This is a genomic window from Sphingobium sp. TomMM7A (assembly GCF_055397305.1).
The window spans coordinates 426,189-440,011 of sequence record NZ_AP027312.1; the positions used below are offsets into that span (position 1 = coordinate 426,189).

Consider the following 13,823-nt stretch of genomic DNA (forward strand, 5'->3'; position numbering starts at 1 on the left):
GATAACATGTATCACTGGCGCGGCCCGCGAAGGCTGAATCGGGCTACTCCCCCATAGCGAGGCATATCAGCTGCGGTGATCGTTGTCCGGCTGACTGAGGCAGAGAGAGGATCGATGGTAAATATTTCCGTCCTGGCCGGACAGGTGGCTGGTGAACATCGTGTAGCCATGACGCCTTCGATTGTCGCCCGATATGCAAAGCTCGGCCTGTCGACGCTGGTCGAAAGCGGTGCAGGTCTTGCGGCGGGTTTCTCCGATGACGCCTATGCCGCGCAGGGTGCCCTGATCGTGGATCGCAAGGAAGCGCTGGCGCAGGCGGATGTCGTGGTCACGGTGCGTCCTCCGGCTGCCGCTGAACTGCTCGGGGTTCGTCGGGGAACGAAGCTAGTCGGTGGCTTGGCACCCTTTGCAGATCCGGGCAGGATCGCCGCCTATGCCGATCTGGGGGTCGAAGCGATGGCGCTTGAACTGCTCCCGCGCACGACCCGCGCGCAGGCAATGGATATATTGTCCAGCCAGGCCAATCTCGCTGGCTATCATGCCGTTGCGCGGGCCACGACCGAACTCAATCGCTGCCTGCCGATGATGACGACGGCCGCAGGCTCGATCGCGGCGGCCAAGGCGTTCGTCATGGGCGTGGGCGTCGCGGGCCTTCAGGCGATCGCGACCGCGCGGCGACTGGGCGCGGTCGTCTCCGCCACCGATGTGCGGCCCGAAACGCGCGAGCAGATCATGTCTCTGGGCGCCAAGCCCATATTCGAAGAGATTCAGGACGGCGACCAGTTGACCGCAGCGGTGGGCGGCTATGCCGGGGAAATGAGCGAAGCCTATCGGCAGCGTCAGGCGGCCTTGGTCAGCGGGCATATCGCCGGGCAGGACATGGTCGTCACGACCGCCCTCATCCCCGGACGGCCCGCTCCGCGCCTGATCAGCGACGCGCAGATCGCAAGCATGAAACCGGGCAGCGTGATCGTCGATCTGGCCGCCGAAAACGGCGGCAATGTCGAAGGTGTCATCGCCGGGGAAATGGTGCTGCGTCATGGCGTCAAGCTCATCGGGCTTGTCGATGGAGCGGCGAGGGTCGCCGTGGACGCGTCGAACCTGTTCGCGCGCAACTGCTATAATTTCATCGAAGCCTATTGGGACAAGGCGGAAAAGAGGTTGACGATGCCCGCCGACGACGCGCTGATCGAAGCGGTAACGCTGACCCGCCATGGCGAGATCGTCCACCCGCGCTTCGTGCAGGCAGCGGCGGCCTGAACACAGGGGATAAGTCAGTGAACGCTTTCAATGCAGATTATCTGTTCGTCTTCATATTGGCGGCCTTTTTGGGTTTTCAGCTAATCAAGAAGGTATCGCCGCTTTTGCACTCGCCGCTGATGTCGCTGACCAATGCGATTGCGGCTGTGGTCATCGTGGGGGCGATCACGATTACAGGTGAGGCAGGCGCGACGCCTCTGGCGAAGACGCTGGGCTTCATCGCGGTGTTCTGCGCGACGGTGAACCTTGTGAGCGGTTTCATGATCACCGATCGCATGCTCAAGATGTTCAAGCCGCGGGGGAAGTAAGAGATGAACGCTTTCGTACCCTTCGCGGCGATTGTCGCGTCCGCTTTGTTCATCCTGTCGCTGATGTGGATGAGCCATCCCTCGACCGCCCGGCGCGGCGTGCGCGCGGGCGAGATTGGCATGGTCATCGCCATCATCGGCGCCCTCGTCCAGCATGAGGTGGTGGATTACAACCTGATCATCATCGCGATGGTCGCGGGCGCGGCGGCGGGCATTCCGATGGCGCTGCTGATGCCGATGACGGCGATCCCGCAGCGAACCGCCATCTCCCACGCATTCGGCGCGCTCGCCGTCGGCCTGATCGGTGCCGCTGAATATTACAAGCATGCCCATGCGGAATATGCGGGCGGCTTCATCCTGTGGGCGCTGATGTTCGAGATGCTGCTGGGTTTCCTGACCTGCACGGCCTCGATCATCGCCTTTGCCAAGCTGCAGGAACTGATGGGCAGCCGTCCGGTGTCCTTCCCCGGTCAGCGCATCGTCAATGGCGCGGTGGCGCTGGCGACGGTGGCGATCGGCGTGACGCTGGCGCTTGACCCGACGCAGACCTGGCTGTTCCCGCTGTTCGCGGGCCTGGCGCTGCTCTTCGGCATCCTGCTGGTCATCCCGATCGGCGGCGCGGACATGCCGACGGTCATCGCGCTCTTGAACAGCTATGCGGGTCTTGCAGCATCCGCGATGGGCTTTGCGCTGGGCAACAAGCTGCTGATCGTGGCGGGCGCGCTCGATGGCGCATCGGGCTTCATCCTGGCGCTGGTGATGTGCAAGGCGATGAACCGCAGCTTTGCCAACGTGATGTTCGGCGGCTTTGGCAAGGTGGTCGCGGGCGTTGCGGGCGGCAAGGACGACCGAGTGGTCCGCTCCGCCTCGGCCGAGGAAGCCGCGATGCAGCTGGAAAATGCCAGCAGCGTCGTCATCATCCCCGGCTACGGCATGGCGGTCGCGCAGGCGCAGCACAAGGTTAGCGAGCTGTATCAGGCGCTCACCAAGAAGGGCGTGGACGTCAAGTTCGCGATCCATCCGGTGGCGGGCCGCATGCCCGGCCACATGAACGTGCTGCTGGCCGAAGCCAACGTTCCCTATGAGCAACTGGTCGATCTTGACGACATCAACCCCGAACTGCCGCAGGCGGACGTTGCGGTGATCATCGGCGCGAACGACACGGTGAACCCGTCGGCGCGCGACGATCCCAATAGCGCGATCGCGGGCATGCCGATCATCGAGGCGGACAGGGCCAAGTCTGTGTTCGTGATCAAACGCTCGATGAACGCGGGCTTCGCCGGGATTGACAATCCGATCTACTATAACAGCAACACCCAGATGCTGTTCGGCGATGCCAAGGACATGGTCGGCTCCATCGCCAAGGAACTGGCGGGCGGCGGCTCAGGCCTCCACTGAACGCCATCCACTTTCCCTCAACTACCCCACCGACCAAAGTGCCAACAATGACACTTTACCCTCGGGCAAAGTGTCATTCGCGACAAAAGCGACCAATTCCCAACGCAAGGGATTCACATTGGCCTCCACCTGTGCTTGATTCATCCCCGTTATGTTTCACGGTTCGATCAAGCCTCCTTCTTCGGCCAGTGGCGATCTTTCCGCCCTGCTGGACCGGCTTGCCCATGTCAGCACGCGGCCACGTTACGCCTTCATGCTGCTGACCCTGATTGCCGAAGCGGCGCGCCCGGACGGCAGCGCCGGGCCGTTAGTGGCGAAAGAGGGCGGCTTGCGGCCCCTGCGCGACTGGCTGTGCGACGCGCTGACCCCGATGGGGGGCCGCGATCCCCGCCGCATGGCGCTGACCGCGCGCGTGCGCGCCGAACTGGCCGTACAGGGGCGCCTTCCCGCCGATCCGGACGCCGCCAGCTTCGCGGTCGAAGAGGAGGTGAAGCTGCGCGTCCGAGCCTCGGGCAAGACCAACCTTAGCCGCGCCGTATCGGAAATGGTCGCGGCGGGACTGCTGCGCCGTCATTATCAGGGCTACCGCGTCGATCACCATAATCGCGGCGCACAGCGGCAGGCCGTCTATACGCTGACCGGCCTCGCTCGCATTCTGATAGCATCCGCCGCCATGCCGCCCATACAGCCGCCGCCTTCCCCGCCAATATCCACGCCAGTGCGCCCGCGGCAGGGAGAACTTGGTCTCTGACCGCCCCGACCGCACCACCGATGGAACAGGCCCACGGCGTCCGTCGATACTCTGCTTAGAGCATCGTGCCTTAAATCAGAATCTTCCTCTGTTACCGTTCGCCCTGAGCTTGTCGAAAGGCTTTCCTTCTTTTTAGAAAGGTAAGGGCTTCGACAAGCTCAGCCCGAACGGGGTTGAGTGATCCAGATAAAAGGCGCGACGCTCTAATTCCCCGCGTTCGACGCTCCTTTGTCAGCCCCCCAATGACGCGCATATGCTGACGCGGGCAATGCTCCATCGCCACCGGGCGAAAGACAAAACTTGCTCGCCTGGCTTAAGACGAACCGGTTCAGGTTGACCACCACATGTGGACCCTTTCGCCTCCAACATCGTTTCCCATCCGTTCATATTAACCTTTGCAGGCAAAATCGATGCTTCTGGAGGTCGGTGAAATGGGACAGGCATTCCCAATGAAGTACTTGCCGCTATCCATGACAATTAAAAGCGGCTTGCGGTCCATTGATGCGCCCCGGTTCAGAAAGCCGTTCGCGATGGCGCGGTTGATCGGCAAACGCGCTGTCATCAACCCGGTCGTCCAGCCATGACCGTCATCACCCGCCTGTCCGCTCCCGCGCGTCCCGCTATCCGCAGGCTCTCCGCGCTTGCCGCTCTCGATCAGGACGCGGAGGCAGCGCTGGCCGATGCCGCCCTGCGCAGCCGCATATTGAAGCCCGCGCGCGAACTGATCGCGGAGGGCGCGCCTATTTCGAACCCGCTGCTGATCCTCAATGGCTGGGCCGCTCGAACGCGCTTCCTGCCCGATGGACGGCGGCAGATCATGAGCATAATCCTGCCCGGCGACCTCATCGGCAATTGCCATCATGACCGCCCCTTGTCGGTATCGACCGTCGTCGCGCTAAGCCAGCTGACGGTCTGCGCCGCGCCGTCCATCGGCTCCCCGGCGCTTCAGCAGGCCTATCGAATAAGCCACGCCCTCGACGAAGCCTATCTGCTTGCCCAGATCACGCGCCTCGGCCGCCTTAGCGCGGAGGAACGGATCGCGGATCTCATGCTGGAATTGCGCGACCGTCTGGCGCTGTGCGGTCTGGTGAGCGAGGGCAGCTTTGCATGGCCGCTGACGCAGAACGCCCTTGCCGATGCCCTCGGCCTGACGTCCGTTCACGTCAACCGCACCCTGCAACAGATGCGGCGGCGTGGCGATGTCATCCTGCGATCGGGACGTCTGCAACTGACCGATGCGGCTGAACTCGCCAAGCGGGTGGGCCATGTACCGGTACGCGTAACCGCTGCTGACGAATGACCATCGACTGACGAAGAACGGGCCATTGCGCCAACCGCAACGGCCCGTCCATTATCTCGAAAAGGAAGGAAGCGTCAGCTCTTGGCTTCGGCCCCGGCCGGTGCCGCCTTTGCGCGAGGCTTGCGTGCTGCCTTGGCCGCCTTGGGCTGCGCGCCGTCAGCCGCCTTTGCCGAAGCGGCGGCAGGCTTTGCGGCGGGCTTCGCCGCTGCCTTGGCGGGCTTTGCAGCCTTCGCCGCCTTGCCCGCGGGCGCCTTGGCACTTGCAGCGGCACCGGGTGCTTTCGGCGCGGCCTTGTCGCCTGTATTCGCCTGCTGGGGTGCGGCTGCCTTCACGCCGTTCGCTGTCGCGGGTTTGCGTCCCAGGCCAAGGCGCGTGGCAACGGCGCGGCGCGCTTCGGAATAGCTGGGAGCAACCAGCGGATAGGATTTGGGCAGATTGTAGCGCTGGCGATATTCGTCCGGCGAAAGGCCATTCGTCGCCAAATGGCGCTTCAGCGTCTTGTACGGCTTGCCGTCGATCATGCTCAGGATGTGGTCGGGTGACGACAGGCTTTTGCGAACGGAAACGGCCGGTGTGTAAGTCGCTGCCTGCGCATCGGCAGACTCCGCCGCCGGATCTTCAGTCAAGGCGATCCGGGTTGTCCGGATAAGCTCGGCGAGCCCCTCGCTCGTAACCGAATTGTTGGAGACAAACGCACTCAAAAGCTGAACTGTGAGCGTCGTGATGTCGGGCTGCGAATTTTCAGACATTGGCACGCTTCTCCGCACTGAATAACTGTGGCGACCTTCTGCGCGCTTTCAACTCAAATGTAAATCACCTTCACTTCTTTAGTGTGGCGATATCTGTCCCTATGATGGACGCTTCTGATGTTCCGCTGCTGTGGCGCCCGTAGTAGAGGGCTGATCTTGTCCCGGCTCATTATCGACATGATGGGTGAAGATGTTGATTGAATGCGGCTCTACCCACAATTTGGGCCGTAACCATCTTATATATTGTCGCCAGGAGAGGACCGCGGAATACGCATCCAAAATACGCCGCCATCGCCGAAAGTAACCGGCCGTCGCGCTGCGGGCCAAAAAAAGGGCCGGTCCAAAAAGGACCGGCCTAATGAGTTTTAGGAGAGGATGCCTGAAAGGCAGGGCGGCATTTGCCGCCGCGACCCTCTCCTGACAATTGTTTAGATCGGCATGTCGATTGCACGTCATGCAATCGTAACATTCGCGACGCCCCGTTCCTTGCCGGAAGGGGCGCCCGGCCTGTTAGCCGTTCAGCTGATCCTTGACCGCCTTTGCGGGCGTGAAGGTCAGCTTCTTCGATGCTGCGATCTGGATGGTTGCGCCGGTCGACGGATTGCGGCCTTCACGTGCCGGCTGATCCTTGACCTTGAACTTCCCAAAGCCGCTCAGCGAAACTTCGTCACCCTTGGCAGCGGCGCCAGCGATAGCGGCAAACACGCCGTCCACATATTTGCGGGCGTCGGCCTTGGTCAGGCCATGCTCGGCTGCAACTGCTTCGGCGAGTTCGGTATTGTTCATCGATCGTCTCCCTTTCGTGGACGACGGGTCTTAACCTGTCTCATCGCCCGCAACTAGGGGTGTTTTTGCCCATTAACCGATATTTTCGTGCCGGATTCGAGATATTTTGGGGGTTGGCGAGGTCCATGCGCCTGCTCGTGCCGCGCGAATCTCTCTCCGCGCGCCTTCATGCCGCAGACTCGAGGCCCCTACCGACAGCCTCAATCGGCACGCTTCCGCCGCCACAGTCGTCCGCCCAGCGCCATGTCCTTCATTACGACACGCGCGGCATTATGCCCCGGCGCGCCCGTCACTCCGCCGCCCGGATGGGCGCCCGCGCCGCACATATAGAGCCCCTCGGCAGGTCCGCGATAACCGGCATGGCCCAGCACCGGCCTTGCCGCCCACAATTGGTCCAGCGTCATCGCGCCATGCATGATGTCGCCACCCACCATCCCGAACTTCCGTTCAAGGTCCAGCGGCGACAATATGTCCCGCGCGATCACGGACGCAGCAAAGCCCGGCGCATAAGCGTCCACCGTCGCGATCACGTCGTCCGCCGCTTGCCCCCGCGCCTCGTCCCAGCTTCGGCCATCGGGTAGCTGCGGCGCGAACTGTTGGCAGAACAGGCTCGCCACATGGCATCCCGGCGGCGCCAGGCTGTCGTCGATGATCGACGGGATCAGCATTTCGACGATCGGGGCGGATGACCAGCCCCTGGCCTTCGCATCGGTAAAGGCGCGGTCCATATAGTCCATGTCCGGCGCGATGATGATCCCGGCCTGCAAATGCTCGCCCGGTCCCGGCAGGCAGGCAAAGTCCGGCAGCGCCGACAGCGCGACATTCATGCGGAAACTGCCCGACGCCGTCCTGAAACCCCGGATGCGCTTGCGGAAATCGGGCGGCAGGTCGGCCGAGTCCATCATCCGTTCGTACAGCAGCTTGGGACCGACATTGGCTATCACCGCCGCCGCCATGACCTCCTCCCCGCTTTCCAGCCTGACGCCGACGGCCCGTCCGCCGTCCACCAGCACTCGCTCGACCGGCGCTTCCACGCTGATCTCCACGCCCATCGCGCGGACGACCTTCGCCATGATCTGCGTGATCGCGCCCATGCCGCCAACGCAATGGCCCCATGCGCCCTTCTTGCCGTTCACCTGTCCCATGACGTGGTGCAACAGGACATAGGCGCTGCCGGGCGTATCGGGCGACGCATAATTGCCGACCACCGCGTCAAAGGCGAAGGCCGCCTTCACCGCCTCGCTCTCGAACCAGCCGTCCAGAAAGGCGCGCGCCGATTTCAGGAACAGGTCCAGCATGTCGCGCTGCTCGTCCAGCGACAATGCGCCGACGCGCCGTCCCTGCGACAATGCCGCTGTCAGCATCGACAGCCCGTCGCCGACATTGGGCGGTGCCTTCAGCATCATGTCGCGCAGCAGATCCGCTATCGCCTCCAGCCCGTCCTGATAATGGGGCAGGGCAGCCGCATCTTTCGCGCTGAACCTGGCGAACTCCGCCTGCGTCTTTTCGATGCCGCCGCCCACTTTCAGATAGCGTCCGTCCGGCTGCGGCAGGAAATTGGCGATCGGCCGCTCGATCACGCGATAGCCATGGTCGGCCAGCGCCATGTCCGCGATGACCTTGGGATGCAGCAGGCTTACAGTATAGCTGGCGACCGAATTGCGGAAACCGGGATGGAACTCCTCCGTCACCGCCGCGCCGCCTACGACGTGCCGCCGCTCCAATATGCGGACCCGGTAACCCGCGCGCGCCAGATAAAATGCGCACACCAGCCCATTATGCCCGCCCCCGATAATGACCGCGTCATACTTATACATATGTACAACAACTCACGGGCCTTCGGAAAATCCCGTTCTATTCGCCATTTCCTTCACGACTTCCATAACGCCGCGCCAGTCCGGCACAAACCATCAACTGAATCTGGTGAAACAACATCAACGGCAACAATATCGGTCCCACCGCACTTGCTGGAAACAAAACCCCGGCAATCGGCACCCCCGTCGCCAAACTCTTCTTCGACCCACAAAATTGCAGCACCACCGCATCTTCCCGCGACAATCCCAGCAAGCGCCCCAGGCCCCATGTAAACAGCAGCACCACCACCAAAATCGCAATCGACAACAGCGCCAGCAACAACAGTTCTTCCCGCGACACCTTATGCCAAAGCCCCTCGACCACCGCCGCGCTGAACGCGGAATAGACGATCAGCAGGATCGAACCCCGATCCACTCGCCCCAACATCGCCTTGTGCCGCGACACAAATCCACCAATCCACGGCCGCGCCAGATGCCCCAGCAGGAAAGGCAGCAGCAACTGCAACACAATCCCCTCCACTGCCGACAGGGAGATCAGACCGCCGGTCCCCCCGAGGCTCTTCTGCATCAGCAGCGCCACCAGCAACGGCGTCAGAACGATCCCCAGCAAGTTGGAAAAGGACGCACTCACCACCGCCGCCGCGACATTGCCCCGCGCTATCGCCGTGAAGGCGATCGACGACTGCACCGTCGATGGCAACAGCGTCAGGAACAGCAACCCCGCTCGCATCTGTCCGGGGATCGCTTCCACCTGCTGCGTCGCCAGACCGATCAGCGGAAACAGCGCGAATGTCGTTCCCAGCGTCGCCAGATGCAGCTTCCACGCCATCGCCCCGCCCCAGATCGCTTCGCGCGATAGCTTCGCCCCATGCAGGAAGAACAGCAGCACGATGCCAGCGTCCGCAAGGATGCCAACGATATGCGCACCCTCGCCCCGCGCGGGAAGGACGGAGGCCAGCGCTACCATGGCGATCAGCAGCAGCAGGAAGGGGTCGGCGATTTCCCGTAGACGGCTCATGCCAGGGCTGTAGGCAGTCTAACGGAAAAAGGATAGACGCCCGGCCGATCGACACATTAGTGGGGGCTTAGGAAACGGAGGCGGTCATGACCAACGGGATCGAAATCATCGAACAGGGCGGCGTCCTGGAAATCCACATCGATCGCCCCGATAAGAAGAACGCGCTTACCGCAGCCATGTACGACAGCATGACCGCAGCCCTTGCCGAGGCGTCGGCGCGGAGCGACATCGGCGCTGTCCTGATCGCAGGAAAGGGTGACGCCTTCTGCGCAGGCAATGACCTTAAGGACTTCACTCAAGGACCGCAGGGTGGCGCGGCTGCATTCGCATTCATCCGCGCCATTGCAGACTTCGACAAGCCGCTGATCGCTGCCGTCCAGGGCCTGGCCGTGGGCGTGGGCACGACGATGCTGTTCCATTGCGACCTTGTCTATGCGGCGCCCGACGCGCGATTCATCATGCCCTTCGTCAATCTGGGCATCGTGCCGGAAGCTGGCTCAAGCCTGCTCGCGCCCGCGACGCTGGGCCATGCAAAAGCAGCGGCGATGCTGTTGCTGGGCGAGCCAATGGACGCCCAAACCGCTGACCGGTCAGGTCTGGTGACCGCAATCCTGCCCACCGAAGAACTACTTGGTCACGCTCGGGCGAAGGCGGCCACCCTCATGAAGAAGCCGCCCAAGGCACTGGCGGCCACCCGGCGGCTGCTAAAGGGCGATCCCGCCGCGCTGCTCGACAGGATCGAAGAGGAGGCGCGGCTTTTTGAACAGATGCTGGAATCCGAAGAGGCTCAGGAAGCCTTCGCTGCCTTCTTCGAAAAGCGCGCCCCTATATTCCGTCGCGATTGAACTTGGCGTGAGCCCCCGGCTGCCTGATAGCCATAAGTCTATTTAAATCGAAACCCTTGCTGGAAAACTCCAGGACGTTCAGCAATATTCTGTCCCTGTGCCGCACAAGACAAGTGTTCAGCGTGAAACGAGACCAAGGCAGATGAGCGACAAGGCCGTAACCACAGCTGAAACCGCGACTTCAGGGGCGGGCCGCTTCGCCCTTTTGGAGCCATTGCGCCAGCGGACCTACCGCACAATCTGGATCGCCAGCCTTTTTTCGAACTTCGGGCAACTTATACAAGGCGTCGGTGCGGCTTGGCTTATGACGCGGCTGAGTTCGTCGCCGCAGATGGTGGCGCTGGTCCAAACGGCCCTCATGCTGCCGTTGATGCTCGTCGCGTTGCCCGCTGGGGCGATCGCGGACATGATCGACCGGCGCAAGGTGGCGCTGGCTGGCCTTGTCTTCGCATCACTGATGGCGATCTGCCTCACGCTGCTTGCCGGTGCGGAACTGCTCTCTCCTTGGACATTGCTGCTCTTCTGCTTCCTGATCGGCACGGGGGTCGCCTTATATGGGCCTGCCTGGCAAGCCTCGATCGGTGAGCAGGTAAGCGGCGAGCATCTGCCTGCCGCGATCGCCCTCGGCACGATCAGCTACAATGTGGCGCGCAGCTTCGGCCCCGCGATCGGCGGCATCATCGTTGCCTCGCTGGGCGCAATGGCGGCCTTTGCAGCCAACGCTTTCTTCTATCTGCCGCTGATCCTTGCCTTCCTGATGTGGCAGCGGGAACATAAGCCTTCGCGCTTGCCCCCGGAAAGGATCGATCGGGCGATCGTCTCGGGCGTGCGCTATGCGGTGCATTCGCCCCCAATCCGGGTCGTGCTTATCCGCACACATGTCGTGGGTCTGGCGGGGGCATCAGTGTCCGCACTCACACCTTTGATCGCAAAGGACCTGCTGCACGGGTCGGCAAGCACCTATGGCTTGTTATTGGGCGCCTATGGCGTGGGCGCGGTGCTGGGCGCCACCGGGCTTGATCTGGTGCGTCGGCGTCTGCGGCCGGAGCAGGCTGCGGGATTGTTGTCGATATTGCTGGGCGCAATGATCATCCTCGCCGGGATCAGCAGCTACACCGTTCTGACTTGCGGGGCACTGCTGGTCGCGGGCTTTGCCTGGATGATCCTGGTCGCACAGTTCAACGTCGCTGTGCAAATGTCAGCACCGCGTTGGGTCACGGCGCGCGCGCTTGCCTGCTATGGCTCGGCGTTGACGGGTGGGCTCGCTCTGGGTGCGTGGCTGTGGGGCTCGATCGCCACCGCTCTAGGAACAGGTGAAGCGATGATGATGTCGGGGGCAGCGATGGTGTTCAGCACCATTCTCGGTCTCGTCTTTCCGTTGGCGCGATCGCTCCCCGATGGATTGGAACAAAGCATTCTCAGTCATCAGCCGCAGGTTGGCCTTGCACTGACCTCGCGCAGTGGTCCCATAGTCGTGGAAATCGATTATCGGGTAGATACTGACAAGGCGCGCGACTTCTATGCCGCGATGCAGAAGGTGCGCAGCGCCCGCCTCCGAAGTGGTGCCTTTGGCTGGTCCGTGGCACGCGACATCGCAGATCCCGAACTCTGGACCGAACATTATCATTGTCCGACCTGGGGAGATTATCTGCACCAGCGCGATCGTATGACGATGAGCGACCGCCAGATCGAGGACGCCGCTAATGCCTTCCACATGGGGAGCGGCGAGGGGCGGGTACGGCGGCGCCTCGAACGGCCGACCGGATCGGTGCGGTGGCGGGCGGACACGCCTGACCGCCGAGACGAGGCGATCGATATAATCTACCCTTAGAACAATCGGTTCGTGCAGGAGCGCAAGCAATCGTTGTCAATATAAATAGGCGCGCTAGAATCGCGTTGAAATCGAATTTGGAGAGCGGAATGCCGAGGCAGGCGAAACGGACGGTAGGGCGTCCCCGAAGGCTGACGCTGGAAATGATTGTCGATGCCGCCTGCGAGGTCGGCATCGCCAAGCTGGAGATGAGTCTGGTTGCCGAAAGGCTGAATACCGGTGTTGCCACGCTATATGGCTATGTGCGGGGGCGGGAACATCTGCTGCAACTCGTGGCACAGCGTCTAGTAGGGCAAGCGCTGATCAAGGATGAAGGACAGAGTTGGCAGGATATATTGCGCGAACATGCGACAGTTACCTATCGTCTCTTCCGGTCCCTGCCTCACCTCATCACCAATCTGATTGGAAAAGAACCCGAACAGCATTCGTTCGACTATTCGCAGAGGGTGCTCACGATGCTGGAGGCGAGGGGGCTTCCTCCCGCTGTGGCCCTGAACGTTTATATCGAGATTAATCAGGTCGTGATCGGTGCTGCGATCAGCATGATGCGGAGGGAGGTGCTGATCCAACTCCCTGAGTACGAGACTGAAAATTGGGGACCGCTACCGGAAATCCTTGGCGATTATTGCACAACACTGGAGCGGATCATCTCTGGCTATGAGGTGGAACTGAGGTTGGGTGAAGACGAAGCGTCGCCTCAAAATGCCTGAAAAGTCGGCTCGCGCTCTTGCCGCTGATTAAATTTTCGTCGTGCGGTAATGGAAGAAATATCTCTCTCCCATCTGGGAGGTTTGATGATTCGCGCCTTCTGTCATCTGGGTCTGCGAAAGGCTGGACAAGACGATGACAGATACAAAAACGCTCACCCACCTGGCGCGCCTGGAAGCGGAGAGCATACATATTCTGAGAGAGGTTGTGGCCGAGGCTGAAAAGCCAGTCATGTTATACAGCGTGGGCAAGGACAGCGCGGTGATGCTGCACCTGGCTCGCAAGGCATTCTATCCCTCGCCGCCGCCATTTCCCCTGCTGCACGTCGATACGACGTGGAAGTTCCAGGAAATGTACAAGCTGCGCGATCGCATGGCCAAGGAAAGCGGCATGGAGCTGCTGGTCTATCACAATCCGGAAGCGCAGGAGCGCGGGATCAACCCGTTCGACCACGGCGCGCTGCACACCGACATGTGGAAGACCGAAGGTCTGAAGCAGGCGCTCGACCTTTATGGCTTCGACGCAGCCTTTGGCGGCGCACGCCGTGACGAGGAAAAGAGCCGCGCCAAGGAGCGCATCTTCTCCTTCCGTACCGCCTCGCATGGCTGGGACCCGAAGAACCAGCGGCCGGAACTGTGGAACCTCTACAACGCCAAGAAGAACAAGGGTGAGAGCATCCGCGTCTTCCCGATCAGCAACTGGACCGAGCTGGACATCTGGCAGTATATCCACCTCAACAATGTGCCGATCGTGCCGCTCTATTTCGCCGAGCAGCGCCCGACCGTTGAGCGCGACGGCATGCTGCTGATGGTGGACGACGAACGCTTCCCGTTGAAGGAAGGCGAAGCGCCGGTAATGCGCTCGATCCGCTTCCGCACGCTGGGCTGCTACCCGCTGACCGGCGCAGTGGAGAGCGAGGCCAAGACGCTGCCCGAGGTCATCCAGGAAACGCTGCTGACCACCACGTCCGAACGCCAGGGCCGCGCCATCGACAAGGATGCAGGCGGCGCGGGCATGGAGAAGAAGAAACAGGAAGGGTATTTCTGACGCGCCAC

General features: G+C 62.0%; 14 protein-coding genes. 9 read left to right on the top strand and 5 right to left on the bottom strand.

Features of this window, described 5'->3' with window-relative positions; genetic code table 11:
- Positions 1–114: 114 nt before the first annotated feature.
- From ACZ5ZH_RS14740 to ACZ5ZH_RS14755, 4 genes are all read left to right on the top strand, one after another.
- A complete protein-coding gene (locus ACZ5ZH_RS14740; RefSeq protein WP_464772811.1) occupies positions 115–1,260 on the top strand; it encodes an NAD(P) transhydrogenase subunit alpha in 1,146 nt (381 codons plus the stop codon).
- A 17-nt stretch (positions 1,261–1,277) separates the two neighbouring features.
- Entirely contained in the window at positions 1,278–1,568 is a 291-nt protein-coding gene (locus tag ACZ5ZH_RS14745) for an NAD(P) transhydrogenase subunit alpha part 2 (RefSeq protein WP_196227069.1), read from the top strand.
- A gap of 3 nt (positions 1,569–1,571) precedes the next feature.
- Positions 1,572–2,966: an NAD(P)(+) transhydrogenase (Re/Si-specific) subunit beta gene (locus tag ACZ5ZH_RS14750; RefSeq protein WP_464772812.1), complete on the top strand. Its 1,395-nt coding sequence runs from the start codon at positions 1,572–1,574 to the stop codon at positions 2,964–2,966.
- A 151-nt stretch (positions 2,967–3,117) separates the two neighbouring features.
- Positions 3,118–3,717, top strand: a complete 600-nt coding sequence (locus ACZ5ZH_RS14755; protein WP_464772813.1) for a hypothetical protein — start codon at positions 3,118–3,120, stop codon at positions 3,715–3,717.
- A 388-nt stretch (positions 3,718–4,105) separates the two neighbouring features.
- Here the strand turns inward: ACZ5ZH_RS14755 and ACZ5ZH_RS14760 are convergent, their stop codons facing one another.
- Positions 4,106–4,279 carry a hypothetical protein gene (locus ACZ5ZH_RS14760; protein WP_460988929.1) on the bottom strand — a complete coding sequence of 58 codons (174 nt, stop codon included), beginning with the start codon at positions 4,277–4,279 and terminating at the stop codon, positions 4,106–4,108.
- A gap of 18 nt (positions 4,280–4,297) precedes the next feature.
- Here ACZ5ZH_RS14760 and ACZ5ZH_RS14765 point away from each other — a divergent pair, with 18 nt between their 5' ends.
- Positions 4,298–5,017, top strand: a complete 720-nt coding sequence (locus ACZ5ZH_RS14765) for a Crp/Fnr family transcriptional regulator (protein ID WP_464772814.1) — start codon at positions 4,298–4,300, stop codon at positions 5,015–5,017.
- A 74-nt stretch (positions 5,018–5,091) separates the two neighbouring features.
- Here the strand turns inward: ACZ5ZH_RS14765 and ACZ5ZH_RS14770 are convergent, their stop codons facing one another.
- The 4 genes from ACZ5ZH_RS14770 to ACZ5ZH_RS14785 form a co-directional block, all read right to left on the bottom strand.
- Positions 5,092–5,766 carry a Ros/MucR family transcriptional regulator gene (locus ACZ5ZH_RS14770; protein WP_464772815.1) on the bottom strand — a complete coding sequence of 225 codons (675 nt, stop codon included), beginning with the start codon at positions 5,764–5,766 and terminating at the stop codon, positions 5,092–5,094.
- Between the two features lie 510 nt (positions 5,767–6,276).
- Positions 6,277–6,552, bottom strand: coding sequence for an HU family DNA-binding protein (locus ACZ5ZH_RS14775; RefSeq protein ID WP_097093579.1), 276 nt, complete (start codon positions 6,550–6,552; stop codon positions 6,277–6,279).
- Between the two features lie 200 nt (positions 6,553–6,752).
- Positions 6,753–8,369, bottom strand: coding sequence for a phytoene desaturase family protein (locus ACZ5ZH_RS14780; protein WP_464772816.1), 1,617 nt, complete (start codon positions 8,367–8,369; stop codon positions 6,753–6,755).
- Positions 8,370–8,406: 37 nt separating this feature from the next.
- Entirely contained in the window at positions 8,407–9,384 is a 978-nt protein-coding gene (locus ACZ5ZH_RS14785; protein WP_464772817.1) for a bile acid:sodium symporter family protein, read from the bottom strand.
- A gap of 86 nt (positions 9,385–9,470) precedes the next feature.
- Here ACZ5ZH_RS14785 and ACZ5ZH_RS14790 point away from each other — a divergent pair, with 86 nt between their 5' ends.
- The 4 genes from ACZ5ZH_RS14790 to cysD all read left to right on the top strand — a co-directional run bounded on the left by ACZ5ZH_RS14790 (position 9,471) and on the right by cysD (position 13,815).
- Positions 9,471–10,229, top strand: coding sequence for an enoyl-CoA hydratase (locus ACZ5ZH_RS14790; RefSeq protein ID WP_460988934.1), 759 nt, complete (start codon positions 9,471–9,473; stop codon positions 10,227–10,229).
- 142 nt (positions 10,230–10,371) lie between these two features.
- The gene (locus ACZ5ZH_RS14795; RefSeq protein WP_464772818.1) at positions 10,372–12,060 is read left to right on the top strand and encodes an MFS transporter; all 1,689 of its coding nucleotides are present in this window, start codon (positions 10,372–10,374) and stop codon (positions 12,058–12,060) included.
- 89 nt (positions 12,061–12,149) lie between these two features.
- Positions 12,150–12,770: a TetR family transcriptional regulator gene (locus ACZ5ZH_RS14800; protein ID WP_460988936.1), complete on the top strand. Its 621-nt coding sequence runs from the start codon at positions 12,150–12,152 to the stop codon at positions 12,768–12,770.
- A gap of 133 nt (positions 12,771–12,903) precedes the next feature.
- Positions 12,904–13,815 (top strand): sulfate adenylyltransferase subunit CysD, encoded by a 912-nt coding sequence (cysD, locus tag ACZ5ZH_RS14805; RefSeq protein WP_464772819.1) that lies wholly within the window; start codon positions 12,904–12,906, stop codon positions 13,813–13,815.
- Positions 13,816–13,823 lie beyond the last annotated feature (8 nt).